General features: G+C 57.4%; 29 protein-coding genes and 1 tRNA gene. 14 read left to right on the top strand and 16 right to left on the bottom strand.

All coding sequences use genetic code 11. The features are described from left to right. The first annotated feature begins 1 nt into the window (after nt 1). The 5 genes from ACR0MQ_RS04100 (at nt 2) to ACR0MQ_RS04080 (ending at nt 3778) form a co-directional block, all read left to right on the top strand. Nucleotides 2-1042, top strand: a complete 1041-nt coding sequence (locus ACR0MQ_RS04100; RefSeq protein WP_480606117.1) for an SPOR domain-containing protein — start codon at nt 2-4, stop codon at nt 1040-1042. Next, nucleotides 1039-2046, top strand: coding sequence for a beta-N-acetylhexosaminidase (gene nagZ / locus ACR0MQ_RS04095; protein ID WP_480606114.1), 1008 nt, complete (start codon nt 1039-1041; stop codon nt 2044-2046). The genes ACR0MQ_RS04100 and nagZ overlap by 4 nt, the downstream gene beginning before the upstream one ends. Continuing rightward, nucleotides 2036-2830 carry a segregation and condensation protein A gene (locus tag ACR0MQ_RS04090; RefSeq protein WP_010440582.1) on the top strand — a complete coding sequence of 265 codons (795 nt, stop codon included), beginning with the start codon at nt 2036-2038 and terminating at the stop codon, nt 2828-2830. The genes nagZ and ACR0MQ_RS04090 overlap by 11 nt, the downstream gene beginning before the upstream one ends. Beyond that, nucleotides 2823-3473: an SMC-Scp complex subunit ScpB gene (gene scpB / locus ACR0MQ_RS04085; protein WP_010440580.1), complete on the top strand. Its 651-nt coding sequence runs from the start codon at nt 2823-2825 to the stop codon at nt 3471-3473. The genes ACR0MQ_RS04090 and scpB overlap by 8 nt, the downstream gene beginning before the upstream one ends. 65 nt (nt 3474-3538) lie before the next feature. Beyond that, nucleotides 3539-3778, top strand: coding sequence for a hypothetical protein (locus tag ACR0MQ_RS04080; protein WP_480606110.1), 240 nt, complete (start codon nt 3539-3541; stop codon nt 3776-3778). A gap of 3 nt (nt 3779-3781) precedes the next feature. On the opposite strand, the gene ACR0MQ_RS04075 is transcribed toward ACR0MQ_RS04080, so the two are convergent. From ACR0MQ_RS04075 to ACR0MQ_RS04040, 8 genes are all read right to left on the bottom strand, one after another. Beyond that, on the bottom strand, nt 3782-4861 hold the full coding sequence (locus ACR0MQ_RS04075; RefSeq protein WP_480606108.1) for a 2'-deoxycytidine 5'-triphosphate deaminase: 1080 nt from the start codon (nt 4859-4861) through the stop codon (nt 3782-3784). 61 nt (nt 4862-4922) lie between these two features. Then, nucleotides 4923-4999 (bottom strand) — tRNA-Pro (locus ACR0MQ_RS04070). Nucleotides 5000-5060: 61 nt separating this feature from the next. Then, nucleotides 5061-5648: a MerR family transcriptional regulator gene (locus tag ACR0MQ_RS04065; RefSeq protein WP_170773846.1), complete on the bottom strand. Its 588-nt coding sequence runs from the start codon at nt 5646-5648 to the stop codon at nt 5061-5063. An 18-nt stretch (nt 5649-5666) separates the two neighbouring features. Further along, entirely contained in the window at nt 5667-5969 is a 303-nt protein-coding gene (ihfA, locus tag ACR0MQ_RS04060) for an integration host factor subunit alpha (RefSeq protein WP_008755922.1), read from the bottom strand. Nucleotides 5970-6065: 96 nt separating this feature from the next. Then, complete coding sequence (locus ACR0MQ_RS04055) at nt 6066-7037, bottom strand: beta-ketoacyl-ACP synthase III (RefSeq protein ID WP_170470817.1); 972 nt, start codon at nt 7035-7037, stop codon at nt 6066-6068. A gap of 24 nt (nt 7038-7061) precedes the next feature. Further along, the gene (gene plsX, locus ACR0MQ_RS04050; RefSeq protein ID WP_010440567.1) at nt 7062-8147 is read right to left on the bottom strand and encodes a phosphate acyltransferase PlsX; all 1086 of its coding nucleotides are present in this window, start codon (nt 8145-8147) and stop codon (nt 7062-7064) included. A gap of 24 nt (nt 8148-8171) precedes the next feature. After that, nucleotides 8172-8378 (bottom strand): 50S ribosomal protein L32, encoded by a 207-nt coding sequence (rpmF, locus tag ACR0MQ_RS04045; protein WP_008756996.1) that lies wholly within the window; start codon nt 8376-8378, stop codon nt 8172-8174. A gap of 205 nt (nt 8379-8583) precedes the next feature. Continuing rightward, the gene (locus tag ACR0MQ_RS04040) at nt 8584-9120 is read right to left on the bottom strand and encodes a YceD family protein (protein ID WP_480606103.1); all 537 of its coding nucleotides are present in this window, start codon (nt 9118-9120) and stop codon (nt 8584-8586) included. An 84-nt stretch (nt 9121-9204) separates the two neighbouring features. Between ACR0MQ_RS04040 and ACR0MQ_RS04035 the strand changes: the two genes are divergently transcribed. From ACR0MQ_RS04035 to ACR0MQ_RS04025, 3 genes are all read left to right on the top strand, one after another. After that, complete coding sequence (locus ACR0MQ_RS04035; protein ID WP_010440559.1) at nt 9205-9681, top strand: outer membrane protein assembly factor BamE; 477 nt, start codon at nt 9205-9207, stop codon at nt 9679-9681. A gap of 101 nt (nt 9682-9782) precedes the next feature. Next, the gene (locus tag ACR0MQ_RS04030; RefSeq protein ID WP_480606100.1) at nt 9783-10517 is read left to right on the top strand and encodes a GNAT family N-acetyltransferase; all 735 of its coding nucleotides are present in this window, start codon (nt 9783-9785) and stop codon (nt 10515-10517) included. Between the two features lie 68 nt (nt 10518-10585). Continuing rightward, the gene (locus ACR0MQ_RS04025) at nt 10586-12394 is read left to right on the top strand and encodes an ABC-F family ATP-binding cassette domain-containing protein (RefSeq protein ID WP_480606097.1); all 1809 of its coding nucleotides are present in this window, start codon (nt 10586-10588) and stop codon (nt 12392-12394) included. A 196-nt stretch (nt 12395-12590) separates the two neighbouring features. On the opposite strand, the gene ACR0MQ_RS04020 is transcribed toward ACR0MQ_RS04025, so the two are convergent. Beyond that, nucleotides 12591-13064, bottom strand: a complete 474-nt coding sequence (locus ACR0MQ_RS04020; RefSeq protein ID WP_480606094.1) for a cupin domain-containing protein — start codon at nt 13062-13064, stop codon at nt 12591-12593. Between the two features lie 130 nt (nt 13065-13194). On the opposite strand from ACR0MQ_RS04020, the gene ACR0MQ_RS04015 reads away from it, so the two are divergent. After that, a complete protein-coding gene (locus tag ACR0MQ_RS04015) occupies nt 13195-13734 on the top strand; it encodes a TetR/AcrR family transcriptional regulator (protein ID WP_170773855.1) in 540 nt (179 codons plus the stop codon). 189 nt (nt 13735-13923) lie between these two features. On the opposite strand, the gene ACR0MQ_RS04010 is transcribed toward ACR0MQ_RS04015, so the two are convergent. From ACR0MQ_RS04010 to ACR0MQ_RS04000, 3 genes are all read right to left on the bottom strand, one after another. Further along, the gene (locus ACR0MQ_RS04010) at nt 13924-14466 is read right to left on the bottom strand and encodes a sugar O-acetyltransferase (RefSeq protein ID WP_170540296.1); all 543 of its coding nucleotides are present in this window, start codon (nt 14464-14466) and stop codon (nt 13924-13926) included. A gap of 9 nt (nt 14467-14475) precedes the next feature. Further along, a complete protein-coding gene (locus ACR0MQ_RS04005) occupies nt 14476-15231 on the bottom strand; it encodes an SDR family NAD(P)-dependent oxidoreductase (protein ID WP_480606090.1) in 756 nt (251 codons plus the stop codon). 74 nt (nt 15232-15305) lie between these two features. Further along, nucleotides 15306-16256, bottom strand: a complete 951-nt coding sequence (locus tag ACR0MQ_RS04000; RefSeq protein ID WP_170773861.1) for a GlxA family transcriptional regulator — start codon at nt 16254-16256, stop codon at nt 15306-15308. A 132-nt stretch (nt 16257-16388) separates the two neighbouring features. On the opposite strand from ACR0MQ_RS04000, the gene ACR0MQ_RS03995 reads away from it, so the two are divergent. The 4 genes from ACR0MQ_RS03995 to ACR0MQ_RS03980 are packed head-to-tail and all read left to right on the top strand — an operon-like array spanning nt 16389 to nt 20861. Then, nucleotides 16389-17099, top strand: coding sequence for a GntR family transcriptional regulator (locus tag ACR0MQ_RS03995; protein ID WP_480606086.1), 711 nt, complete (start codon nt 16389-16391; stop codon nt 17097-17099). Nucleotides 17100-17106: 7 nt separating this feature from the next. Further along, entirely contained in the window at nt 17107-18024 is a 918-nt protein-coding gene (locus ACR0MQ_RS03990) for a dihydrodipicolinate synthase family protein (protein ID WP_170773866.1), read from the top strand. Nucleotides 18025-18027: 3 nt separating this feature from the next. Continuing rightward, entirely contained in the window at nt 18028-19524 is a 1497-nt protein-coding gene (locus ACR0MQ_RS03985) for an aldehyde dehydrogenase (RefSeq protein ID WP_480606083.1), read from the top strand. Continuing rightward, on the top strand, nt 19521-20861 hold the full coding sequence (locus ACR0MQ_RS03980) for an NAD(P)/FAD-dependent oxidoreductase (RefSeq protein WP_480606081.1): 1341 nt from the start codon (nt 19521-19523) through the stop codon (nt 20859-20861). The genes ACR0MQ_RS03985 and ACR0MQ_RS03980 overlap by 4 nt, the downstream gene beginning before the upstream one ends. A 12-nt stretch (nt 20862-20873) precedes the next feature. Here the strand turns inward: ACR0MQ_RS03980 and ACR0MQ_RS03975 are convergent, their stop codons facing one another. The 4 genes from ACR0MQ_RS03975 to ACR0MQ_RS03960 all read right to left on the bottom strand — a co-directional run bounded on the left by ACR0MQ_RS03975 (nt 20874) and on the right by ACR0MQ_RS03960 (nt 25081). After that, a complete protein-coding gene (locus ACR0MQ_RS03975; protein WP_480606078.1) occupies nt 20874-21608 on the bottom strand; it encodes an SDR family NAD(P)-dependent oxidoreductase in 735 nt (244 codons plus the stop codon). Further along, nucleotides 21605-22336 carry an SDR family NAD(P)-dependent oxidoreductase gene (locus tag ACR0MQ_RS03970; protein WP_480606075.1) on the bottom strand — a complete coding sequence of 244 codons (732 nt, stop codon included), beginning with the start codon at nt 22334-22336 and terminating at the stop codon, nt 21605-21607. Before ACR0MQ_RS03970 ends, ACR0MQ_RS03975 begins: the two co-directional genes overlap by 4 nt. Nucleotides 22337-22348: 12 nt before the next feature. After that, nucleotides 22349-23452 carry a mandelate racemase/muconate lactonizing enzyme family protein gene (locus ACR0MQ_RS03965; RefSeq protein WP_480606071.1) on the bottom strand — a complete coding sequence of 368 codons (1104 nt, stop codon included), beginning with the start codon at nt 23450-23452 and terminating at the stop codon, nt 22349-22351. A gap of 78 nt (nt 23453-23530) precedes the next feature. Then, nucleotides 23531-25081 carry a trimethylamine methyltransferase family protein gene (locus ACR0MQ_RS03960; RefSeq protein ID WP_480606068.1) on the bottom strand — a complete coding sequence of 517 codons (1551 nt, stop codon included), beginning with the start codon at nt 25079-25081 and terminating at the stop codon, nt 23531-23533. Nucleotides 25082-25385: 304 nt separating this feature from the next. On the opposite strand from ACR0MQ_RS03960, the gene ACR0MQ_RS03955 reads away from it, so the two are divergent. Then, the gene (locus ACR0MQ_RS03955; protein WP_480606066.1) at nt 25386-26696 is read left to right on the top strand and encodes a YfiM family lipoprotein; all 1311 of its coding nucleotides are present in this window, start codon (nt 25386-25388) and stop codon (nt 26694-26696) included. Nucleotides 26697-26998: the final 302 nt, after the last annotated feature.

Raw genomic sequence — 26998 nt, 5'->3', positions numbered from 1 at the left:
TATGGCACGTTACGATTACTCGGGGCAGAACAGCTCCGAGCAGATGCACTACTCGAATCAAACGCACTCTGCAGATGCGTATGACTATCCTGATGAAAGCTATGGTTATGACGATGCGCCGCGCGCAGGGGCTGGGCTTGGTCGAATTGTGAACGTGCTTGGCGCGGTTGCGTCCCTGGCGCTGGTCGCGGGTGTTGGCGTCTGGGGCTACCAGTTGATCATGCGCGACGTTAGCGGTGTGCCGGTTGTGCGCGCCGCCGACGGGCCGATGCGGGTGCAACCCGAAAACCCCGGCGGTACGCCTGCGGATCACCAGGGGCTGGCGGTGAATGCGGTCGCCGCAGTTGGAACCGCTGCACCTCCGGCAGATCGGCTCATTCTGGCACCACGCCCTGTGTCGCTGACGGATGAAGATACACCGATGGCGATGCTTGAGGCGACGAATGCCGTACATGTGGTTGAAGAGCCCGCCACGGATCAGGCAGTCATGCAGGCTTTGGCCCAAGGGCTCGCCGCACCTGCGCCCGCGCAGGAGCAAGAGCAGGGTGTGCAGCTGGCCTCGCTGGTTACCCCCGAGGAAGAGCCCGCGATTGATCCGGCGGACTATGCCGCGCAACAGCCTGACCCGAAGATTGCAGCACTGCCCGGAGTGCGCCGTTCGCTACGTCCGCATGTGCGCCCAGCTCGTGCAACTCCCAGCACAATCTCGTCCAGCAGTGCAACCGAGGCTGCAATAAACGCGGCCGTAAAGGCTGCCGCTGGTCTGGATGTAGACCCGGATACGCTGGCCAAAGGTACGCGTCTGGCTCAGCTTGGGGCCTACGAAAGCGCCGATGTGGCGCAAGCGGAATGGGCGCGTTTGAACGGTCGGTTCAGTGAGTATATGGATGGAAAACAGCGCGTTATCCAGAAAACCTCGAGCGGGGGCCGCACTTTTTATCGCTTGCGGGTCATGGGGTTTGATGATCTGAGCGACTCGCGTCAGTTTTGTGCCGCCTTGGTCGCGCAGGGTGCAGACTGTATCCCGGTCGCCGTCCGGTGAGATTTGGCGCGGTTATAACCGATGCCGAAGGGCTGCGCCTGACGCCGGATGAGAAAGCACTGTTCAAAGAAATGAACCCATTCGGGTTCATTCTGTTTGCCCGCAACATTGAAACCGCCAACCAGACCCGCGCCTTATGCGAGGACTTCCGCGAGGCCGTTGGCCGAAATTGTCTGATCACCGTGGATCAGGAAGGCGGCCGCGTGCAGCGCCTGCGCGGACCTTTAGCCCGTGAATGGATGCCGCCGCTGGATCATGTCGCGCGTGCCGGAGATCAAGCCGAGCGTGCGATGTATCTGCGCTATCGCCTGATCGCGCATGAATTGCTGGAGCTGGGCATCGACAGCAACTGCGCACCAATGGTTGACTTGGCTCGCGACAACACACACGCGTTTCTGAAGAACCGCTGCTATGGATCTGATCCCGAACAAGTTTCTGCGATTGGCCGTGCCGTCGCTAATGGGCATTTGGACGGAGGAGTACTGCCGGTTGTGAAGCACATGCCGGGTCATGGCTTGTCAACGCTCGACAGTCATCACGACCTGCCTCATGTGGATCTATCACTGGATGGACTGGTAGACGCAGATTTTGCCCCGTTCCGAGTGCTCAACGACCTGCCTATGGGAATGACGGCGCATTTGGTCTATGACCAGATTGATCCCAGACCTGCGACCATTTCTGCCGGAATGATGACATTGATCAGGGAACACATTGGGTTCGATGGTCTGATTATGACTGACGATATCACGATGAAAGCGCTCAACGGCACGCCCGCTGACCTGGCCCGCCAGGCGCTGGACGCTGGATGCGATGTGGCCTTGCACTGCAACGGAGCGTTTGAAGAACGCGCGCAGGTGCTCGAAGCCGCTGGAGAAATGACCGATGCGGCACAGGTCCGCGCAGATCGGGCGTTGGCCCGACGCCAGTCGCCACGGGAACTTGACATCCAAGCCGCCGAAGCGGAACTATCTGCCCTAATGGGCGGGCAGGTATATGCAGGATAACCTTTTCAGCGAAGACCCGGTCTCGGTCGCGGATCGGCTTGCGGCCGAAGCGCTGATTGTTGACGTCGATGGGTTTGAAGGGCCATTGGACGTGCTGCTGACCCTGTCACGCACGCAAAAGGTGGATCTGCGCAAAATCTCGGTTCTGGCGCTGGCGCAGCAGTATCTGACCTTTGTCGAAAAGGCGCGGCAGCTGCGGATTGAGCTGGCGGCGGATTATCTGGTGATGGCGGCATGGCTGGCTTTTCTGAAATCCCGCCTGTTGCTACCGCCCGACCCGGATGACGAAGGCCCCTCGGGTGAAGAACTGGCCGCACACCTCGCATTCCAGTTGGAACGCTTGCAGGCCATGCGCGATGCAGCCGCGCGTCTGATGGCACGCGATCAGCTGGGTCGTGACTTCTTCAAACGCGGGCAGGGCGAGGATGTCACCCGTATCCGCACCGTGACCTATTCTGCCACGCTGCTAGACCTTATGCAGGGCTATGCGCGCATCCGCACCCGAGACGAATTCCGACCCTTTGTGATGGACCGCGATGCCGTCTTCACGATGGAGCAGGCGCTGGAACGGATGCGCCCGCTGATTGGTTTTGCCGGTGCCTGGACGGATATGGAGACCTATCTGCCCGAAGGCTGGGATGCTGATCCGGTGCGCCGCCGCTCGGCCACGGCTGCGACCTTTGCGGCCTCGCTGGAGCTGGTGAAAGAAGGACATATGGAGATGAAGCAAAGCGAGACATTTGCACCGATCCATTTGCGTAAGAGGACCGAAACACGTGACTGACGCCCCAGAAGAGACCGGCACTCTTTTTGAAGCGCCGCCATTGGCCGAGCAGGAACGTATGGTAGAGGCCGTGCTGTTTGCCAGCGCCGAGCCAGTGACGATTGGTGATCTCGAGGCTCGAATGCCCCATGGCAGCAATGCTGCACAAGCAGTTGAATCGCTGCAGAAACGATACGAAGGGCGCGGCGTGCGCGTGGTGCGCGTTGGTGAGGCTTGGGCGATCCGTACCGCACCCGACCTGGGTTTCCTGATGCAGAAAGAAACGGTTGAGACGCGCAAGCTGAGCCGGGCGGCCATCGAAACGTTGGCGATTGTTGCATATCACCAACCCTGCACAAGAGCTGAGATTGAAGAAATCCGCGGCGTTTCCGTCTCGCGTGGCACCATCGATCAGCTTCTGGAGATGGAGTGGATTCGGCTGGGTCGCCGCCGCATGACGCCGGGCCGTCCAGTTACATTTGTGGTAACACCCGAGTTTCTGGATCATTTCGGTCTGGAAAACGCCCGTGACCTTCCGGGTCTGAAAGAACTGCGCGCGGCGGGGCTGTTGGAAAACCGGCCGCCTCCAGGCACAGTGCCGTTGGGCGAAGGGCAGGATCAGGATGAAGACGAAGATCAGACCGAGCTGTTCGAGGAAGAGTGATCAAACACCTCTTTTGTTGGCACAGAACATGCCTATTGTAGTGCGCAGGAAACGGAGTTGAACCAATGAATGCCAATCGGATCATTGATATGATCGTGCGTCAGGTTATGTGCCGCCTTGTGAACCGCGGGGTCGACAAGGGTATTGATATGGCGAGCCGGGCCGGTCGCAAACCGGGTCCGTCAGAGACCCAAAATGATCCCGAAGCGAATCGTCAAATGCGCGATGCGGCTGGGCGCCAGAAGCAGAGCGCCAAGCAGATGAAACAGGTAACTCGGCAGATGCGCCGCTTCATGAAATTTTGATTGTTAGCTTACGGCCTTAAAATGCTTAGACAGCTTGAGGCCTTGCCCCTGATAGTTTGAGGCAATGCCCGCGCCATACAGCTGCGTCGGCATCTCAGCCATTTTCTCAAATACCAAACGCCCGACGACCTGTCCGTGCTCCAACACAAAGGGCGCCTCGTGGCAGCGCACTTCCAACACGCCGCGCGATCCTGCGCCGCCCGCTTCGGCATGACCAAAGCCCGGGTCGAAGAAACCGGCGTAATGCACCCGGAACTCGCCAACCATGGCCAGATAGGGGGCCATCTCGGCGGCATACATCGGTGGGATATGCACTGCTTCGCGGCTGACGAGAATGTAGAACGCGCCGGGGTCAAGGATGATGCGTCCGTCTTTGGTGCGCACCTCTTCCCAGTACTCCTGCGGGTCGTATTCGCCGATCCGGTCCAGATCGATCACCCCGGTATGGGGTTTGGCGCGATAGCCGACCAGATCAGTATCGGGCAGCTGCAGATCGACCGAGAACCCCAGGCCGTCCTGAATGACGGCTGGCCCATCGACCAAGGGCGTCTGACTATGCAACGCGGTCAGTTCGGCGTCGCTCAGCACAGCCTGACCCTTGCGGAAACGGATCTGATTCAGCCGCATGCCGGGGCGCACCAGAACCGAGAAAGAGCGCGGGCAGATCTCGGCATAAAGCGGACCTGTGTAGCCTGCGGGCACCCGATCAAACTCGGTTCCGCCATCGGTAATGGTGCGTGTCAGCAGGTCGAGCCGCCCGGTCGAGCTTTTGGCATTGGCCACCGCACTGACGTCATCGGGCAGGGCGAGCGATTCCATAAGCGGCACCAGATAGACGCAGCCTTTTTCCAGAACCGCGCCTTCGGTGATGTCGATGCGGTGCATTTCAAACTCGGCAAGACGATCTGCAACAGACCGTCCTTCGCCTGCCAGAAATGAGGCACGTACCCGGTAAGCTACTGTTCCTAAACGTAGATCGAGGCTGGCGGGCTGCACCTGCGCAGGGATGATGTCCGGGCTTGCAGTAATCTCACCACGCGCGATCATCACCTCAAGCTGCTGATTTGGGCAAACACCTGTCATTTCGATCCCCTCTGCTGCCAGAGCGGGATCTGGCCTATGTGCCATAAACGTCGGTGTGATTTGGTCGGGCTAGCAGGACTCGAACCTGCGACCTTCCGTCCCCCAGACGGACGCGCTACCAGGCTGCGCCATAGCCCGACGTTGAGGTGTTCATAAAGACTTTCCCGGCAGGGGCAAGAGGAAATCATCGCCTTTTTTGCTATCCCGCCGCCCGGTTTTCAACGCGATCCAGCCAACGGCGCAGGTCTTTCGCAATCGGTGCAATTTGGTGCAGAAGCTTGTCGTCATACTCTGCCCGGTTCCATGCCAATGATGCTATTCCGCCCATAAGCGGAGCGGCGTCCATTGCATCAGGTTGCGGCTTGGGTTGGTCGCTAATGTCGGGCTTTATTGGTGCCGGAGCTTGGCCGGGTTCGCCGAGATCCATGTTAATCTGGTTCGCAGGCTGCGCCGAGGATGCTGCGGTAAACGGAACAACTGTGTCATTCGAGGGCGAAACGGGCGGGCTGTCATCCAGGCTCGGTGAAAGTGAAGCAACGTGTGCAACGCCTTGTTCCCGCAGGATTCTCTGTACACCTTTGATGGTGGTGCCATCCTCGTGCAGCAGTTTCTTGATGCCACCCAGTAATCGCATATCATTCGGGCGGTAATATCGCCGCCCACCGGCACGCTTTACCGGCTTTACCTGCGTAAACTTGCTTTCCCAAAAGCGCAGAACATGAGCCTGAACTCCTAGCCAGTCCGCAACTTCACTAATGGTGCGAAAGGCGTCGGGGGACTTACTCATAACCAAACTGTCCTGAACTTACTTGCGGTTCCCTGCAGCGACGCGATCCTTCATCAGGTGCGACGGGCGGAAGGTCAGCACGCGGCGCGGCTGGATCGGAACCTCTTCTCCGGTCTTGGGATTACGTCCGATGCGGGCGGTTTTGTCCCGAACGCTGAATGTACCGAAAGACGAAATCTTGACCTGCTCGCCACGCACCAACGCGTCGGACATGTGGTTCAGAACGCTTTCGACAAGCTGCGCACTTTCATTGCGTGACAGGCCGACCTCACGAAAGACGGCCTCGCTCAGATCCATTCGGGTCAGTGTTTTATCGCCCATACTTTTTCCCCTGTTGATGAGCGAGCATATGGCGATGCGAAATTCACTGTCAATATCAATGAATTGCAGGCGGCTTCGTAAGCTGGATTGCGCCCATCACCAGCGTAGGGCAACCGCACCCCATGCCAGACCGCCGCCGATCGCTTCAGTTACAATCAGATCACCGGTTTTGATCTGGCCGTTCTTCTTGCCCACCGACAAGGCCAAGGGAATCGACGCAGCGGAGGTGTTTCCATGATCCTGCACGGTGACAACGACATTTTCCATCGGCAGGCCCATCTTCTTGGCAGTGCCTTGAATAATGCGGATATTGGCCTGGTGTGGCACAATCCAGTCGACATCGTCACTTGTCAGGCCTGCTCGCTCCAGCGCCACTTCGGCGGTTTTGGCCAGCTTCTCGACGGCATGGCGGAAGACCTGATTGCCCTGCATCCGCAAGTGGCCGGTTGATTGGGTCGAAACCCCGCCATCAACATAAAGCAGGTCTTTGTATCGCCCGTCCGAGTTCAGGTCGGTGGAAAGAATGCCGCGATCATCAGAAGTGCCTTGCCCATCCTGTAATTCCAGCACAAGTGCGCCTGCGCCATCGCCGAACAGCACACAGGTGGACCGGTCGGTCCAGTCCATGATTCGCGAAAATGTCTCGGCTCCGATCACCAGCACGCGCTTCGCTTGTCCAGACAGGATAAGAGCGTTGGCATTGCAAAGTGCAAAGACGAACCCGGCGCAGACGGCCTGCACATCAAACGCAAAGCCTTTGGTCATACCCAACCGCGCCTGCACCATAGTCGCAGCCGATGGAAAAGTCAGATCCGCCGTCGAGGTTGCCAGCACAATCGCGTCGATATCATCTGCCGTCAGTCCGGCATCGGCCAGCGCAGCCTCGGCCGCTTTGGTGGCCAGATCGGATGTGGTTTCGTCCTCGGCTGCGAAATGCCGCCGCTCGATACCGGACCGGGTGCGAATCCATTCGTCCGTCGTATCCAGCGTTTTTTCGAATTCGGCGTTTGGTACAACGCGCTCCGGCAAATAATGTCCGACACCTACAACAACTGAGCGGCCTGCCATGCTGGGGTACTGCCTTTTTTGTTATTATTCCGATTGAGACACGGAATGGGCCGCATCTTGTGCAAGTGCGGCAGTTGATGCAACCCGTGCCGCCAATTTTTCGGCAAAGCCGGATTCTGCCAAAGTGAAAGCAAGTTTGACCGCAGCCGAAACGCCTGTCGCGTCTGCTCCGCCGTGGGATTTCACAACGGTTCCGTTCAGCCCGAGGAACACGCCGCCGTTTACGCGACGCGGATCGATCCGCTTTTTGAGGCGGTTTAGCGATGTGATCGCCAGAATCGATGCCAAGCGGGACAGGGGCGAGTATTTGAATGCCTCGCGCAGCAGATCACCGATCAGGTTCGCAGTGCCTTCGCCGGTTTTGATCGCAACGTTGCCGGTGAAACCGTCTGTGACGATCACGTCAGCCTTATCGCCAGGGATATCACTACCTTCGACAAAGCCCACAAACTCAAAATTCGCCTGATCGGCAAAGTCCGAGATCATGGCGTGCGCCTCTTTCAATTCGGCGCGGCCTTTGTGCTCTTCAGTTCCGACGTTCAGCAGACCGATACGGGGGCGGCTGAGCGCCATACCGTTGCGCGCGTATGAAGCACCCATCAGAGCGTATTGCAGCAAATCCTTGGCATCGGCACGCACATCCGCGCCCACGTCCAGCATCACGTTAAAGCCATGCGGGTTACGTGACGGCCACAGTATCGCAATAGCAGGGCGGTTCACGCCGGGCAGCTTGCGCAGCCGCAGCATCGACATTGCCATCAATGCGCCAGTGTTGCCGCAGGACACCGCGCCATGCGCTTCGCCTGCGCGCACCGCTTCCAGCGCCGACCACATCGATGTGTTCTTGCCGCTACGGACAACCTGGCTGGGCTTGTCCTCCATCGTGACGACGTCAGGGCAATCACGAAAAACGACGCGCCCATCAAGGACACGTCGTTTGGCAACCAGCTTGCGCAATTCCTGTTCCTGGCCGTGCAGGATGAACCCGATCTTCGGGTTCTTGTCCGCAGACTTGGCAATGCCCGCCACAACAACGGCAGGGCCCGAATCTCCGCCCATAGCGTCAACCGAGATGATGATCCGTCCGGTTTGCGTGGGCTGATCCGTCATGCCTTGGCCTGCGTCCAATCAGGCTTAGGCCGCGTCTTCGTCCAGGTCGATTTCGTCGGCCTGAGCGACGACTTCACGATCGTCATAGTGACCGCAAGATGCGCAAACATGGTGCGGGCGCTTCAGCTCGCCGCAGTTCGGGCATTCGTTCGGGTTTGCAGCAACCAGAGCGTCGTGTGCGCGGCGGTTGTTGCGACGCGACTTGGAAACTTTGTTCTGTTGGACGGCCATGGTCTCAACCTTTGTCTGATATGGGCTGATAGATTCGCTGTCAGCCGGGTTACGTACTTTGTTTTCTCGTGGTTTGACGCGCGTTTAAGGGGCTTGCCCCGCAATGTCCAACCCAAATTCCAATGAGCGCGCGAAAATACTGCGATTCTCGTCATGTTCAAGCGGTTTTTCTGGCCGCCTGCTATGACAGGAAATCCCTTGCCTGTCACTCGTCTTTTTTCATCGCATCCCGCAGGTCAGCCAGCCCCGCAAAGGGTTTGACATCCTCGTCGGTCATCGCTTGTTTTCCGGGCTCAGTATAGTCGGCTTGCTCAAGTTCGGCACCGTCCTTGCGGGGATATTGCGGCAACGCAAGTGATAACGCTTCGATCATAACCTGCGCCGGATCAATTTCAGCGCCCAATGGTTCGGTCTCGTCATCTTCTGGGATTTCGAATTCGGGCTCGTCCGGATCGGTCCAATCCGCCAGAAACACGCGAGTGACTGGCGTGTCGATCCGGGTTGTCACGGGTTCAAGCGTTACGACGCAGGGTTGGATCACCGTCGCACCAAGTTTACCTTTCAGAACCCAGTCACGTTTGCCCTGGGCGCTTAGCTGCCCGACAAAGCTCAACTTGCGCAGCCCCAGCAGGCCGAGCTCCCGTTTGATCGGTTCAAGCGTGTCGCTATCTGGGCGCAGTTCAAACGGGGTTGCAGCGTTCTGGGGCAGGTCAGCCACCCGCAATGATGTTTGGTTGCTCATAGTTGAGTCTTTCCTGTGTTGAACCGGAGCGCCGGTTTCTGTAATCGGATAGGGTCCGCAAGGGGCCATGGCAAGAGGGTGTCAATGTTGAAGGGTGTGAACAGGCTGAAACCAGCATCGAGAACGCTTGTCTTTGCTGTCTGTTTGGCAGTTGCAGGCGCGTGTTCGCCGATCTTCAAGAATCACGGCTATGTGCCGCCGACGGAGGATCTGGCCAAGATCAAGGTCGGCGTCGACACGCGTGAAAGCGTCGAAGAAACGATCGGTGCGCCAACGGCATCTGGCGTTGTACGGGATTCGGGTTATTACTACGTCGCGTCTCGAATTCGTCACTATGGACCGAAAAAGCCCGAGGTCGTTTCGCGCCAGTTGGTCGCAATCAGCTTCGACCAACGCGGTGTCGTCCGCAATATCGAGCGGTTTGGTCTGGAAGATGGCTATGTCATTGTCCTCGACCGCCGTGTGACCGATTCCAATGTTGAGGACAAAGGCTTCCTGCGTCAGCTTCTTGGTAATATCGGCAACTTCAATCCGGCGAACATTCCGGGGGTCAGTCAGTAACTAAGCTGTGTAGGGGCGGTGTGGCGGTCATATGACGGTCACATGCACTATATAAGTGTTTCAGATGATTGACCGGTCAGCCACCGCAGGAGGATGCGACCATGGCTGTTTTGTTGGAGAAGGGCCGTTATCAAGCGCGCTTAGCACAAACCGCGTGTGATGTGGCCGAGGCACAGAAGCTGCGGACGCTGGCCTTCGCGACCGAGGATCAGGATTGCGATGTTTTTGATGAGCACTGCAATCACGTGCTGATCGAGGACATGCGCTCCAATGGAGAGTTGGTATGCTGCTTCCGTATGCTGACGATGCAGGACGGTGACGAAGTAGGGCGCAGTTATTCGGCTCAGTTCTATGACCTGTCAGCGCTGCGTGGCTTTACGGGGCCAATGGTCGAGATGGGTCGTTTCTGTATTCATCCTGACCGGCACGATCCGGATATCTTGCGTGTCGCCTGGGGGGCAATGACGGCATATGTCGACCAGAACGGGGTCGAGATGCTTTTTGGCTGCTCGTCCTTTGCGGGGACTGAGACGGTTGAGTATCTGGATGCTTTTGCCATGCTCAAAGACAAGCATTTGGCCCCAAAACGGTGGTTGCCAAGGGTCAAGGCGCCCGATGTTTTTCGGTTTGCCACACGGTTGCGTCGCAGACCAAATGCAAAACTGGCGATGCTGCGCATGCCGCCATTGCTGCGCACTTATCTGATAATGGGGGGGTGGGTCAGTGATCATGCGGTCGTGGATCGCCAGATGAACACGTTGCATGTGTTCACAGGACTTGAAATCAGCGCAATTCCAGCTGCGCGCAAACGCCTGCTGCGGGCCGTGGCCGGGTGAGATGGGTATTATTCAAAAGGTGAAACAGGGGCGTTGACGCCTTGCCCCAGCCAGTTTAGCTGGCGGGCATGGCGAGAATTCCTTTGTTGCAGATGTCCGGTATCTCTCTGACCTTCGGGGGGGATCCGGTGTTTTCCGGTCTGGACCTTGTGATTCAGCCCGGTGATCGCGTTGCGCTGGTCGGACGTAATGGATCAGGTAAATCTACCCTGATGAAAGTAATGGCCGGATTGGTTGAGGCCGATCAGGGCGATATTGTCATCCCCCCGGGTAAATCTGTGGGTTACATGGAGCAGGATCCCGATATGCAGGGGTTCTCGACGCTTGGTGACTATGCCTCAAGCGGGTTGGAGCCCGGCGAGCTCTATAAGGTCGAACGCGCTGGCGAAGGCTTAAAATTCGATCCCGCCCGTCCGGTTGAAACTGCGTCTGGCGGGGAAAGACGGCGGGCGGCATTGGCAAAGCTAATGGCCGAGGCACCAGACCTGATGCTGCTGGACGAGCCAACGAACCATTTGGATATCGAAGCGATCGCATGGCTTGAACGTGAGTTGGGATCGACCCGTGCGGCTTACGTTCTGATTTCGCATGACCGGGCCTTCCTGCGTGCATTGACCCGCGCGACTCTGTGGATTGATCGCGGGGTTGTACGGCGGCAGGAGCAGGGGTTTGAGGCTTTTGAAAGCTGGCGCGACAAGGTCTGGGAAGAAGAAGATCAACAGCGCCACAAGTTGAACCGCTTGATCAAGTCCGAGGCGCGATGGGCTGTTGAAGGTATCAGCGCGCGCCGTAAGCGCAATCAGGGCCGGGTGCGGGCGCTGCAGGCATTGCGAGCCGAGCGGGCAGCGCAGATCAAACGTCAGGGTTCTGCCGCTATGGCTTTGGAATCTGGTCCAAAATCCGGGCGTAAGGTCATCGAAGCCACTGGCGTTTCAAAGGCATTTGGATCTCAGCAGATCGTGCGCAACTTTGATCTTCTGGTGCAGCGTGGTGACCGTGTGGCCTTTGTCGGCCCCAACGGTGTGGGTAAGACAACGCTGCTGAAAATGCTACTGGGTCAGGTCGATCCTGATGAAGGATCTGTGGTGCAGGGCACCAATCTTGAGATCGCTGTATTTGATCAGGCGCGTGCGCAGTTGGATCCGGAAATGAGCTTGTGGGACAGCTTGACCGGCGATCCTGAGATGCGGGTGTCTGGCAAGGCCGATCAGGTGATGGTGGGAGGGCAGCCCAAGCATGTGGTGGGCTATCTCAAAGAGTTTCTGTTCGATGACGCACAGGCAAGAGCGGCTGTTAAGTCCTTGTCTGGTGGGGAAAAAGCGCGGTTGTTGTTGGCCAAGCTGATGGCAAAATCTTCAAACCTTCTGGTGCTGGACGAACCGACGAATGATCTGGATGTTGAAACGCTGGATCTGCTGCAGGAACTGCTGGACGACTATGATGGCACTGTGTTGCTGGTCAGCCATGATCGGGATTTTCTGGATCGGGTTGCGACCACAACCATCGCGATGGAGGGCTATGGGCGCGCAACCGTTTACGCCGGAGGGTGGTCCGACTACATCGCGCAACGTGGAGAGATAGCTCAGAAAAAAGAAGATAAAACAAAATTTTCAAAGCCGAAGGTGAAGCAAGAGGCAAAGCCAAAACACGGCCTCTCGTTCTCGGAAAAGCACCGGCTAGAGAAGCTACCTGCCGAGATCGCGCGCCTTGAGGCCGAGATCGCCAAGCTTGAGGAACTGATGTCGGACCCCGAGCTGTTCACCCGCGAACCGGTCAAGTTTCAGAAAGCGACAGACGCCTTGGTCGAACGACAGGAAAAACTGTCAGCAGCCGAGGAAGAGTGGCTGATGCTGGAAGAAAAGGCTGAATCCGGTTGAGTCCGAGTTGAACACCGTCAAATGGGTAAATCCTCCGAGTTGTACAAAACCCGAGCTTCTGGATTGAACACGATTTATTAACCGCTTTGAGCCCTTTGCGGTCGATGTCAGTTTGGTCCCGGGTGTCAGGTTTAGCACATTTCTCTAACTCGTAACAGAAACGCTAATTTGCGGGCTCCCGTTTCAAAAATGAAGTTCAGGCAGGCGCACCTTGTGGCGCCAAAATTGTCATACCTGTCTTTTCGGCCACCGCCATAATGGCCGGAATGTCGGGTGGTCCGTCAGGAGCAGGAATGTCTGTGGTGCCGTCTGGCATTGCTTCACCCGCTTCGGTGAAGAATGTATCGTGCATTGCTCCTGGGGCATTGACGCATAACAGGCGACCTGGGCTTTGTCCAATACAGGTAAACGCATGCACGGCGCCGTCCGGGACTTTCACGAAATCACCGATGCTTACCTTACTCGTTTCGCCGTTCAGGAAAAATTCAAACTCTCCTTCGAGCACATAGAAACTCTCGTCTTCGCCAGCATGATGATTGGGAGGCGCACCCGCTCCCGGGGCGGTCTTTATTTCGACGATGGTACAGCGATCTCCGGTTTCAGCAGGAAACGCGTGAAACGTCAGAAGATTACCAAGTAGGTGATATGTGCGTGGACGAGACTCTGTCATTTCAACGGCTCCCTTTACTTCGATGAATGCATCATTATGATACATATATCTACTCATGAGACAAGTGTATCATTAAGGAACGCGCGATTTGGCTCCTCGCACCAATCAAAAGAACAGAACAAGAGAGGCCTTGCTGTCGGCAGCACGTGAGCTTATGTCCGAAGGAGAAAACGTGACGCTTGCCAGAGTCGCAGAGCGAGCGAAAACTGGCCGCGCGACAGTGTACCGGTACTTCTCAGACCCCAATGTTTTGGCCTTGGATGCGACCCTCGACATAGAGGTGACTCCAACTGCAGGATTGCTGGAAGGACTTGAGGATGTGCGAAGCCGTGTGCACGCGGTGGCGCGCTACTATTTGGATTTCTCGCGCGAACATGAGGCTTACTTCCGTCAGTTTTTGGCTGAATCGCTAAAGGCATCACTTCAGGACGGTACTGTCAAAATGCGCGGCGCCAGAAGAGTGATAGCATTTGGCGAGGCCCTAGAACCTGTCCGCCGTTCGATGAAACCGAGTGATTACGAAGACTTGACTCTACGTTTGGCCATGACAACAGGCATGGAACAGTTTGTGATATTGGAAGACATTCTGCGAGTAGACCAGCAGAAAGGATACCGCTTGCAAGAAGGTCTCGTGGACGCTCTGCTTGATCAATACCTGCCGAATGTGTGAAACATACCAGCAAAGCAATCTTGGCTAAACGGACGCTTTGTCCGCAAAGGTGACACCTCTAAAGAAAGCAAAACAGATTCAATCAGGCGTAGAAGTGTTTGACACGGCTCATTGTTTTTCTGTGGTCCGGGCCTACGAAAAAGAAGAAGTGCAAGGTATTCGGCATATGGCTTGCGGTCATTCGTGAGGTCAGATCGCGCGGGCTGGGTTGCCGACAACGGTCGCCCTTGGTGGGACGTCTTTCGTGACGATACTGCCGGCGCCAATGATGGCGCGGTCTCCGATTGTGACGCCGGGCATGATGATGGCGCCACCGCCGATCCAGACATTCTCGCCTATTGTCACAGGGTGGGCGAGTTCCAGACCTTGCGCGCGTAAGGCGGGGTCTTTCGCGTGCTCGGCGCAGTAGATCTGTACCGTGGGACCAAGCATCGTATCATTGCCGATGTGAACGGGCGCGGTGTCGAGAACGACACAGCCAGCGTTCAGATAAACCCGACTACCCAGAGACAGGTTTATTCCGTAGGCGCAATGGAATGGTGCCTCGACAAAGCAATCCTGACCGATATGGGTAAATAGCGCCGCAAGTTCCGGAGCCAAATAGCCCCTTTCATCTGGCGGGCAAGTGTTATGGGCATGGACAGCACGGCGCGCGGTGGCACGCAACGCATCGAGTTCCGGATCAAGGCAGCGATACCAGTCGCCTGCCTCCATTTTCTGCCGCTCGGTCATGGCATTGATTTACCTCATCCGGAGGGCACCGTCGATGCGGATAACCTCTCCGTTAAGGTAGCCCATCTCGACGATAAACCCGGCCAGCCGCCCGTATTCAAGGGGATCGCCAAGGCGGGCAGGGTTGGGGACGTCCGCTGCAAGTTGCTGCTGCACCTCTTCGGGCAGGCCAGCCAGCATGGGCGTCATGAAAATACCCGGTGCGATGGCCATCACGCGGATGCCAGTGGATGCCAGATCGCGGGCCATGGGCAGGGTCATGCCGACCACTCCGCCTTTCGAGGCCGCATAAGCGGCCTGACCCTTTTGCCCGTCAAAGGCGGCGATAGAGGCGGTGTTGATGATCACGCCGCGTGCGCCGTCCGGTTCGGGATCGTTCTTTGCCATTTCGGCGGCGGCAAGGCGTGAGGCGTTGAAAGTGCCGACCAGATTGATGTCGATGGTTCGCTGGAAGGCGTCCAGGGGATGGGGGCCGTCTTTGCCGACGGTTTTGGCTCCGATCGCGATACCGGCGCAGTTCACCGCCGCGGTGATGCGACCCATCTTGTCCTTCGCCTGCGCAATGGCCGCAGCGACCGAGGCCTCATCCGTCACATCGGTCTGTGCAAAATACCCACCAATCTCAGCCGCGACCTGAGGGCCGCACTCGGCATCACGATCAAGGATAGTTACTTGTGCGCCGCTCTTGGCAAAATGACGGGCTGTGGCTTCACCCAGGCCGGACGCTCCGCCGGTGATGACTGCAGCTGTGGTTGAGAGTTGCATGAAGGGCCTCATCTTGATCTGAACACTTGTTCAGATAATCGCAAGCAGGGGGTGCTGTCCAGTCACAGTGTTGATCAATCTAGCCTGCTACGCTGTTGCATGGGCGTGATCCCAAAGGTCGCACGATAGACGCGCGAGAAGTGACCGGCGCTTTCGAACCCGCAGGCAAAGGCGACCTCGGTCACTGAGGACTCGGTCTGCAAAAGCAGGTTACGCGCCCGTTCTAGGCGCAATTCCATGAAATATTTCTTGGGCGAAGTGTTCAGGAATTTTCCGAACAAGCGTTCGAGTTGCCGGGTCGAAATGCCGATATCGGCGGCAATGACTGATGGCGACAGCGGGCTTTGGATGTTTTCGGTCATGATGTTGATCGCCTTGGCCAAATGCGCATTGCGCATCCCGTTGCGTGATTGCAGTGATACGCGCTGATCAGCGGTGGCATTGCGCACGGCGTTATAGACCATCTGATCGGCAACGGCGACGGACATGTCGTGGCCGTGATCCCGTTCGATCAGGTGCAGCATCAGATCGGCAGTGGCCGTGCCGCCCGATGCGGTCATGTGTTTTTCGTCAGCGACAAAAACGCTGCGAACCAGGTTGATTTCGGGAAAAGCCTCCATAAAAGAATCGTGATATTCCCAATGAATTGCAGCCTGCATACCGTCCAGAAACCCGGCTTCGGCCAGCAACCAAGCACCAGAACACAGCGCGCCGATATTGGTCCCACGCGCGCGTTCACGGCGCAATGTGGCCAGCAGTGGCTTCGTGACATGATTTCGCATGTGAATGCCCGACAAAACAAACAACTGGTCGCATTTGGGCACGGACTGCAACCCGCCATGTACCAGAGTTATTGATCCGTTGGAGCAAACCGCCTGCTCTCCGTGCTCTGATCGAAAGGACCATTGGTAGAGCTCTTCATCCGCCACCCAATTGGCAATGCGCAACGGTTCGACCGCGCATGAGAAGGCGAGGTGCGAGAATTCCTCGACCAGTATGAAAGTGAAGTGTTGCGGTTTGTGCATGGGTTGGACCGGAATCAGGGCGTTTCTGAATGTACCGGCATGCTGCACGAAAACTAACTGTATACAACATGTATTTTTTTGAGATACCACTATGCGCATACGCGATTCGAAAACGGCAATGGAAGGCGTAGGATGAAGAGCGAGGACAGATCACCGAAAGAGGCGTTGGCCGAACATCTCAAGATGTCGGTTCTGACCTTGTGCCTGAGCCCCGGAGAGGATCTGGACGAGGCGCAGCTGTCGCAGGCCTTTGGCCTGTCGCGCACGCCGTTGCGCGAAGTGTTCCGACAGTTGGCCGGTGAGGGCTATCTGGACCTGCGCACCCATCGCGGGGCGCGGGTGTCCGAGATGTCTCATACCACGTTGCGCGATTTCTTTCTGGTTGCGCCGATGATCTATGGCGCGGTGCTGCGTCTGGCCACAGCGAATGCGACGGCTGATCAGATTGATCAGTTGAAAGAGGCGCAGGATACGTTTCGGCAGGCCTTGCGTACAGGCTCGGCTGAGGAGCGGACGCTGGCCAATACCCGGTTTCACGAAGTGACCGGAGAGATGGCAGGGAATGTCTATTTATCCCCATCGTTCAATCGGCTGCTGATCGACCATGCGCGGATCGGGATGACATTTTATCGCCCGCAGACCGCGCAGATGACCGAAAACCTGTCGCAAGCCAGTCATCAGCACGACGCCATCATCGCTGCCATCGAGGCAGGCGATGAGGCGGCTGCTGCGCAGCTTGCCGACGACCACTGGACCCTGTCACGCGATCAGATTGAGCTGTTCGTGATGCCTGAAGGTTTGGATTTTCCGCTGGGGCAGGTCCCCGGCAAGACATCTGCATGAGGGAAACATGACTCCGATCTTCAGATTTGAGGGTATCTACACGCCGGTGGTGACACCCTACGCGGCGGATGGCAGCGTGAATTGGGACGCGCTGGCCGTGGTGATCGACTATCTGGTCGAACAGGGTGTGCACGGGTTGATCTCGGGTGGATCGACCGGTGAGAACTATGCCCAGACCGTTGATGAACGGCTGCAACTTGCGCAGTTTACGCATGAACAGCTGAAGGGGCGGGTGCCTCTGGTTGTGGGAACGGGGGCGATGCTGACCGGCGACTCAGTAGCTTTGGCCTCAGGCGCGCGAGACTTAAGCGCAGATGCGATCCTGTTGGCCAGCCCTCCGTATTCGGTGCCGACAGACCGTGAGAATGCGCTGAACGCTCTGGCTATCGACAAGGCGGCTGATCTGCCGGTGATGCTGTACAACTATCCGCACAGGACAGGCACGATGATGGGGGAAGAGTTCCTGGATCGTGTGGGCCGCAGCCGGAATTTCTGCGGCATCAAGGAAAGCTCGGGCGATATCAACCGGGTACACCTACTGGCGCGTGATTATCCGCATATCCAGCTGGGCTGCGGCATGGACGATCAGGCGCTGGAGTTTTTCGCCTGGGGAGCGCCGTTCTGGGTCTGCGGCGGATCGAATTTTCTGCCCGCCGAGCACGTGGCGCTGTATCAGGCCTGCGTGATCGAGGGCAACTTTGCCAAAGGCCGCCGCATCATGAGCGCGCTGATGCCGCTGATGCGGGTGCTGGAGCAGGGCGGCAAGTTCATCCAGACGATCAAGCATGGCGTCACGATGAACGGGATCGATGCGGGGATGGTCAGGTCGCCCCTTAAAGGCCTGAACAAAGATGACAAACGCGCGCTGGAACAGGTGACGCGCGTTCTGAAACGCAAAATCGCAGATATCGTGGCGGAGGATTGAGGCATGAGCTTGCTGACGAAAGATGAATACGAATCCATCGCTGCGCATCTGGATTTGCCGACGGGCGCGTTCATTGATGGCGGCTATCGCCCGGCAATCTCGGGACAGGTGTTCGAGACCGTGAACCCCGCCACTGGCGCGGTGCTGACCAGTATTGCAGCCTGCGGTGTCGAGGATGTGGATTTTGCCGTTGAAAAGGCGCGTGAAGCGTTTGATGATGGGCGTTGGTCAAAGATGCACCCATCGGATCGCAAGGACGTTCTGATCCGCCTGTGCAAGCTGATCACCCGCAACGCGCGGGAACTGGCGGTGATGGAGAGCATCGATAGCGGCAAGACCATCTATGACTGCGAAACCGTGGATGTGCCCGAGACGATCCACTGTCTGAAGTGGCATGCCGAGGCGATCGACAAGATTTATGATCAGGTTTCACCGGCCAGTGATGACCACATCGCCATGGTCGTGCGTGAACCCATCGGTGTGGTCGGGTTGGTGCTGCCATGGAACTTCCCCTTGTTGATGCTGGCATGGAAGATCGGGCCAGCATTGGCGGCGGGCTGTTCCGTTGTGGTGAAGCCTGCGACCGAGACTTCTCTGACCGCGCTAAAGGTGGCGGAGCTGGCGTCTGAAGCCGGGTTGCCGCGCGGTGTGCTGAATGTGGTGCCCGGCGGCGGCGCCGAGGTGGGTGAACCCATCGGGCGACATATGGGTATCGACATGGTGTCCTTCACCGGCTCGACCGTGACGGGCAAGAAGTTCCTGAACTATTCCGCTGAAAGCAACGCCAAGGAGGTGGTGCTTGAGATGGGCGGCAAGAACCCGGCTATCGTGATGGACGATGCGGAAAATCTGGACCGGGTGGCGGCGCATGTCGTCAATGGCGCGTTCTGGAATATGGGCGAGAATTGCTCGGCCTCTTCGCGGTTGATCGTGCATAAGGACGTGAAGGCAGAATTGCTGGAACGGATCGCGCATCATGCCAAGCACTGGAATGTCGGCGACCCGCTGGACCCTGAAACTCGGTTGGGCGCGCTTGTCAGTGAAGGGCATTATTCCAAGGTGTGCGGCTATCTGGATCAGGCCGAAACCGTGCTGATTGGTGGCAAGGCGGAGAATGGGTTCGTCGAGGCCACGGTGATCGAAGTGCCCGGAAACGATGCCACGCTGGCGCGCGAGGAAATCTTTGGCCCGGTCTTGTCGGTGATCGAAGTCTCTGGCTTTGACGAGGCGATTAGCATTGCTAATGACACTGAGTATGGCCTGTGTGCGTCGATCTTCACGGCCAACGCCAAACGCGCCATCCGGGGCGCACGGGCGATCCGGGCGGGAACCGTCACGGTCAACAGCTTTGGCGAAGGTGACATCACCACACCATTTGGCGGTTACAAGCAATCGGGGTTTGGTGGTCGGGACAATTCGGTCCATGCGCATGATCAGTATACCCAGCTGAAAACCATTTGGATTGATCTGACTGATGACGAAGATGAGGCGGTGGATTGACGAGCTACGCCGCCAAACGGTTGCCCCGGCAGACCGGCGCGGCGGGATGGAATGCGATCCTGCCGCCGCAACAATCGCTGCCCCGGCTTGAGCAAGACCAGACCGCAGATGTAACCATCATCGGCGGTGGTTTTGCCGGGCTGACGACGGCCCGGCGACTGCATCAGCTTGATCCGGGTCTGAAGGTTGTCGTGCTGGAGGCCGGGCGCTTTGCCGAAGGTTCGGCCGGGCGAAACTCGGGTTTCATGATCGATCTGCCGCATGATCTGGCTTCGGACAACTATGCAAGCGATGGGATGGAGGCGGACCGGGCCACGATCGCGCTGAATCGGAAGGCCATTTCTTTTGCGACGCAAGTCGCGGAAGAATGTGATCTGCCGCTGGAGATGTTTGACCCGTGCGGCAAGATCAATGCTGCTGCGACGGTGGCCGGAGATCGGCACAACGCCGATTACGCCGCGCATCTGGCGCGCTTGGGTGAGCCTTACGAGCTGTATGACGTGCATCAGATGCAGGCGCTGACGGGCAGTCCGCATTACACTTCGGGTCTGTTTGCGCCGGGAACCGTGATGATTCAGCCCGCTGCTTACATCCGTGCCCTGTCCGCGTACCTTGCAGGACAGATTGGGGTGTTTGAGAATTCACCCGTGACTGGGTTCAGTAAGAAGGGCAGCGGCTGGGAAGTCGAAACCGAAAAGGCGCATGTGTCGACCGGCCGCATTATCCTGGCCAATAATGGACACATCGAGAGCTTTGGTTTCTACCAGCGGCGTCTGATGCATATCTGCCTCTATGCTTCGATGACCGAACCGTTGAGCGAGGCGCAGATTGCCAAGTTGGGCGGGCAGCCGCGCTGGTCGGTGACGCCTGCAGATCCGATGGGCACTTCGGTGCGGCGGGTTTCGGGCAGCTATGGGGATCGTATTCTGATCCGAACCTGTTCCAGCTATCATCCGGATATCCGAAGCAGCGATAGCCAGTTGGATCGGGCAGGCGCTGTGCACGACCGCAAATTCCGAGAACGGTTTCCGAACCTGCCCGATGTGGGGATGGAGCATCGCTGGGCCGGGATGTTGTGCCTTAGCCGCAATGGTTCAGCCGCATTTGGTGAGGTTGATCAAGGGGTCTATGCCGCCTGCTGCCAGAACGGATTGGGCATCGCCCGCGGCACGTTGCAAGGAATGGGCGTAGCAGAGCTTGCGCTGGGGAAAGACTCCCAGATTTCAGACCATTTTCTAGCGCAGCCGATGCCGCCGCGCTTGCCACCCGAGCCCTTCGCATCAGCGGGTGCCAATGCGTATCTGCGCTGGAAAGAGTGGCGATCCGGGGCGGAATAACCCGCCTGCTGGTCAGGGCAGGCTGAGCTTTGCCATCCGCCCGCCATCGACGGTGTAAATCTGGCCGGTGACAAACCCGGCCTCATCAGCAGCCAGAAACGCGACCAGTGCGGCGACTTCTTTGGGGTCACCAGTGCGGCCTACGGGATGAATACGGGCGATATCCCGGCGGAACACGGCGGGGTCGTCCATGCTGTCGATGAAATCGAGGTTGAGATCGGTGTCGATCCAGCCCGGAGCAACCGCATTGCAGCGGATGCCCTCTGCGCCATGGTCGACGGCAACCGCGCGGGTCAGCCCGTGCAGCCCGGCCTTTGAGGCGCAATAGGCGGCATGGCCCGGATTGCTGCCCAGCCCTTCGACCGAGCCGATGTTGACGATGCTTCCCTTAGTTTTGCGCAGATGCGGCAGAGCGGCCTGGATCAGCAAGAAAGGGGCGGTCAGGTTGACCATGATGTTGCGCTGCCAATCCGCCAGAGACATGTCGTCGATCGATGCCTCTTGCATCATCCCTGCGTTATTGATCAACACATCAAGCTGGCCTGCATCGACCGCGACCTGCTCGATGATCTGTGCGGGGCTGTCGGGGTCTGAAAAATCCGTATGGAAGGAGGGGAAGTCGTCGTCTTGCCCACGTTGAGCGGTGTAGACATCGGCCCCTTCGTCGCGCAGACGCTGGGCGATGGCGCGCCCGATGCCGCTGCGTCCGCCAGTAACCAGCGCAGTTTTTCCGACAAATCTGTTCATAGCACCGGCTTGCCTCCGTTCACTTCAACCAACGCACCGCACATGTACCGCGCGGCGTCCGAGGCCAGAAACAGGATCACGTCCGCGATATCCTCGGGTTCGGCAATCCGGCCCAACGGCACTGATTTTCCAAGCTCGGCAACGGCACTATCGGGATCAAACCCCCGTTTTGCAAAGCCGGAGCGCAGCATCGGTGTGTTCACTTCATTCGGGCAAACGGCGTTTATGCGGATGCCCTGATGCGCGTGATCCTGCCCCATGCATTGTGTGAGACTGGCGATGGCCGCTTTGGTCATGCAGTAGACCGCATGATCCGGGCCGGGTCGGAGGCCCCAACAGGACGCGGTGTTTACGATTGTTCCGCCACCTGCCGCGGCCATGATTGGAATGGCGGCCCGGCAGATGCGGAACGGCGCCTCGACATTCACACCCAACGACAGGGCCCAATCCTCATCCGAAGTCTCGGTCACAGCTCCGCGCGTAATGACGCCCGCATTGTTGACCACGATATCAAGACCGCCCAGGGCCTGTGCGGCTTTGGCGGGTAGCCCGTCGGCATAGGCCGGATCCAACAGATCGCCGGGCAGATGCGCTTCTGCTTCGATCCCCTCCAGCGAGCGGTCTGCCACCGCCACTTGCGCACCTGCTGCGCGCAGGCGCTGCACGAGAGAGGTTCCGATACCCCCGGCGGCACCGGTCACCAGGGCTGTTTTTCCATTGAAATCCATGTTTGCCCCCAATCAGAACGATGCGACTGGCGCGCCAAATCGGCTTTCGTCAGGTGATGCGCCAAGCCCCGGTGCGGTCGGAACGCGAATATGGCCGCCCTCAATCCGGATGCCGTTTTCGGGATCATAGTTGCCTTCGATATAGGGTGCAGCGAGCCATACACCTTCGAGCAATTCGGTCTTCACCGTAGCACCGATATGGGTGCAGGCCGCTGCGATAATGTCGCCGCCCCAGCTATCGTCACATGTATGGGGCAGGTTGCGGGCCTCGCATAGATCGCGAAAGGCACGCATATGGTGCAGGCCGCCTATACGGGTGACCTTCATGCCGAACCCATCGACCAGCCCGGTGCCCGCCGCCGTAATGACGGTGTTCAGACTGGTGCTGTTTTCATCCATGTAGATCGCGTGAGTTACCTGTGGCCGGATTTTCTGCAGATCTTCGATTGTGTTGCAGGGCTGCTCCATGATGAAGGGAATGTCGGGACATTCGCGGCTGACACGCAGCGCATCTCGGGTGGTCCAGCCACGGTTGCCATCCACGGCAAGGCGCATGCCAGAGCCACCGATCACCTCCCAAACTTTGCGGATGGTTTCGATATCCAGCTCTACCGGGCGACCGCCGACCTTGATCTGCAGGCGAGGATAGCCTTCGGACTGCTTATCCGCAGACAATCGGGCGATGTCATCCGGTGCGCCGACGCCTGTTGCGTAATACGAGGGCACTTTGTCGGTTACAGCACCTCCCAGCAGGGTCGATACACTTACACCGTAGTGTTTGCCCAACAGATCGTGCGCCGCTATATCAATTGCCGCTTTGGCGTAGTTATGACAGTTCAAAAGGCCGTCCATTTGGCGATGCAAGCCAAGCGGCGAGACCTTAGCGCCCAGCAGATCTGGTGCCATTTGCGCTAGCGCGGCCCGTGCGCCTGCCGCATGTGCTTCGGCATAGGTGGGACCGACCGGACAGGTCTCGCCCCATCCGACTAGACCATTATCAGCAACCAGTTTGACCAGAGTTGTATCCAGAGCCCAGACCTGGGCGCGGGCCATGGTGTATGGGCCATTTTTCACCGGTAGATCATGGCCGTAGATGTGGATTTCAGAAATTCTCACGTTTTGTGTTTCCCGATGTCTCTGAATGGAAAAGACCCGCCCAATAGTTCGGGCGGGTGAGTTTCAGGGGAGCGTATCTCAGTATGTTTGATTCAACTCATCGGCTGCTGGAATTTCTCGTTCACGCCGTGCGATGTAGTCCAGCAGCTCTTCGTTCTTTGCGATATCGAGCGTCGGTTCTTGGTACTCAGCCAACAGCTTGCGGGCGTGTTTGAGGGCGCGTTCGGTGATTTCGACACAGCCCTCGGCCTGCCATTGCTCGATCGAGTTATTGTCGAACATATCGGGCATGAAGAACGCGCTTTGGAAATTGTCCTGCGTGTGGGGGTGCCCCAGATAGTGCCCGCCGGGGCCGATATCACCAACGGCGGAAACCGCCTGATCGAAATCGTGCCATTTTGGGCCCTCGGCCATGCGATAGGCCATGGCGCATTGTTCCGCGTCGACGATGAACTTTGCGGTCGAGCAGTGCATCCCGGCCTCGTTCCAACCGGCCGAATGCCAGATGTAATTGGCGCCGGAATGGATCACCGCCTGCAGAGTGGTTGCAGATTCATAGCCTGCCTGCGCGTCAAACGTCTTGGCCCCACCCAGCGTGTTCGAAGTGCGCCATGGTACGTCATAGAACCGGGCCATCTGTCCGATCATGAAGTTCATCAGGCTGATCTCGGGCGTACCGGCCATCGGTGCACCAGATTTCATCGATACAGTCGACAGGTAGTGCCCGTAAATCGCAGGCGCGCCTTTGCGGATCACCTGCGTATAGGCCAACGCGCTGAGCGCTTCGGCGTTCAGCTGCGCCACGGTGGCGGGTACACTGGCAGGCGTGTTGGCCCCGCCTAGTACGAAGGGCGAGCACAGCACAGGCTGCTTACGGCGACAGAAGGCCCGCATTGCCCCTAACATGGTTTCATCCCAGACCAGCGGGGAGTTGCCGTTGCAGTTGCCGGTGGTGACAGGGTGATCCTCAAGGAACTCCTCGCCAAACAGGATCGCGCACATCTCCATGACATCTTCGGCATTCTTGGGACTGGTGGTCATGCCCATGAAGGTCTTGTCCGAGTGTTTCATCGACGAATAGGTGATCCGCAGATGTCGCTGGCTGATCGGGTGGTCATAGGGTTCGACAATATGATGGGCCGACGAATGAAGCGCGGGTAACATGTGGCTGAGCTTGTGGAACATCGCCAGATCGTTCAGCGTCGGGTTGCGGCGCACATCGTCCAGATCGCGCAGGAACGGCGCGCCGGTCATCGGTACAAAAATCGAGTGTTTGCCACCAAGTCGAACGTTCTTTTTCGGATCGCGCGCGTGGTAGGTGAAATCTGACGGAATGGTCGCGATCAGCTCACGTACCAGACCGCGGTCCAGATAGACGAGCTCGCCTTCGACCTTGGCACCAGCATTCTTCCAGTCTTCCAGCGCGATGGGGTCGCGGAACTGGACACCCACGTTTTCCAGAATATCCATCGAGGCCGCATCGATGCGATCAACCTGTGCGCCGTCCATCACTTCGCATAACGGAATGCCGCGGGTCAGCCCCGGCAGCATCTCGAAGTTTGGAGCGGTGCGCATGGCGCGACGGGCAGAGCGCCCTCCGGTACGTGTGGCAGTGGCAGTTCTGGTCATATGGTGCCTCCTTCCGGTTCAGAGTGGAACGGAAAGGGTGGGGCTCACATGCAGGAATGCGAAAGTCTGTTGCGAAATACGACGCCGGGAGTCGTCAATAATGCGGCAATCCGAAGAAGGTTATTGATGTTAGTATTGTTGTCTCAGGTTTGACAATCTCATGACCAATTGAGCATTGGCATTTTCCGACGCTTGGGCTGCATTATCCAAATTCGTTTCGCAGGTTGACGTTCATCGATTTCAGATGATTTCTCTTTTGAGGGCTTGCATACTTAAATAGTGTTGTTGGCCGAGTGGATTATGCATGTTGCGCAGACTTCTGAAGATATTGATAATTTCATTTGCCGCAGTGTTGATGGCTTTGATTGTGTTTGTCCTGGTCGTCGTCGAGGACGCTCCACTAGTTGAAATTGGAGCACCACCTTCTCCTAAAGATGTGACAGAAGCGCGTGAATTCGTACGAGGCCTGAGGTCCGCTATTCAGCCAAAGTTATCAGAAACGGCTTCATTCACTACGAACGAGGGTCAACTCAATAGTGTCTTAAAGCTAGGAGAGCGCTTCATTCCAGGATTTCGCGGCGAACTCAGTGTTGATGGTAAGAACGTTTATGGAATTGCCTCAGTCCCAGTTCCATACACTGACAAATGGATGAACCTGCGCGCATCTGTACCCGAATTTGAAGGCCCCTTTGCGCTTTCTAGCGTTCAACTAGGGCCCGTCACAGTCCCTCCAAGTCTCGCAATTAGCGTCGTGCGAATAGGCGGTAATGTAATTGTGGGAGAGCAGTTCGGTGATATCGTTCTGAACGTCGCGGATAGCATGCATATTCATGATGGCAACGTGGCCTTCCGTCTGACGATGAACGAAATGGGTAGTAACGGATTAATGCGAGGGATTTTTGGAAGCTTGCGTGGTTCCGACATGCCCGACTCAGGAGACATTGACCGCTATTATTTGGAGTTTCGTTCAGCAATGGATCTCGGCGAACTGCCGACAAGCGGAAGTTACCTGCCCTACTTGCTGTTTATGCTAGAGGCCGCTCAAGAAGGAAGCCAATCCGAGGGTGTGGCGAACGCTTACACGTCCGCGATTATTGCCCTTACACTGATTTGTGGCGCGAAAGATTTTACCTTGATTGTTGGTGGTATGGTTGGAAGTGAATTTGCTGAGGACAATAACTGGAAAGCTGATTGTGGTGAATTGACTCTGAATGGACGCATTGACAGTCGCCGACACTTCACAACTGCCGCCGCGTTGCAAGCTGCAAGCAACCGTGGCTTTGCCGTATCAGTAGGAGAATTCAAGGAGCTCTACGACACCGTTAAGTCTGGAGGTTTCGACTTCACCGACTTGGCGGCGAATAATTCTGGAATTCGGATGTCGAACAAATTTATGTCTACACCAGCCCCTGATTGGGCTGAACTCATACATGGGATCCGGTCGGAAAATGATGTCATCATAGGATTCGAAGATATCCCCCAGATCATGTCCGAAGAAGATTTCAAGAATAACTACAAAGATGTAGAGAGCATCGAGTATCTTAAAATGCTGAATCTGATCGAGGCTCGGATCGATGAACTTGCATTGCATAGACGCGCTAATCGCATAGATTAAACGTCAATCACCTTTGGTGGACTTAGACGCAAGGAAATGCCCAGTCCGAACTCAAAGCGCACCTCTGCCAGTTGGGCGCTAATAAATTTCAGATCGAATTGTTCGATCCGAAATAACAGCTGCAAATCGAAGGAAGCCCAAAGGTGGCCGTTTACCTAGATCAACCCAGTTTAACCACCGTTCCGCTTTTTTCTGCACTTTGTATGATCGGCGTTGGCAGCACCGACGCGGTGACCATCAGGCCCGCATCTGCCACCTTGCGGGCAACCGGTACAATCTGGCTCTAGGTGAACAACCCTGAT

This window comes from Ruegeria sp. AN6 (genome assembly GCF_056540425.1).
This window is presented reverse-complemented; position numbering and strand designations above follow the sequence as displayed.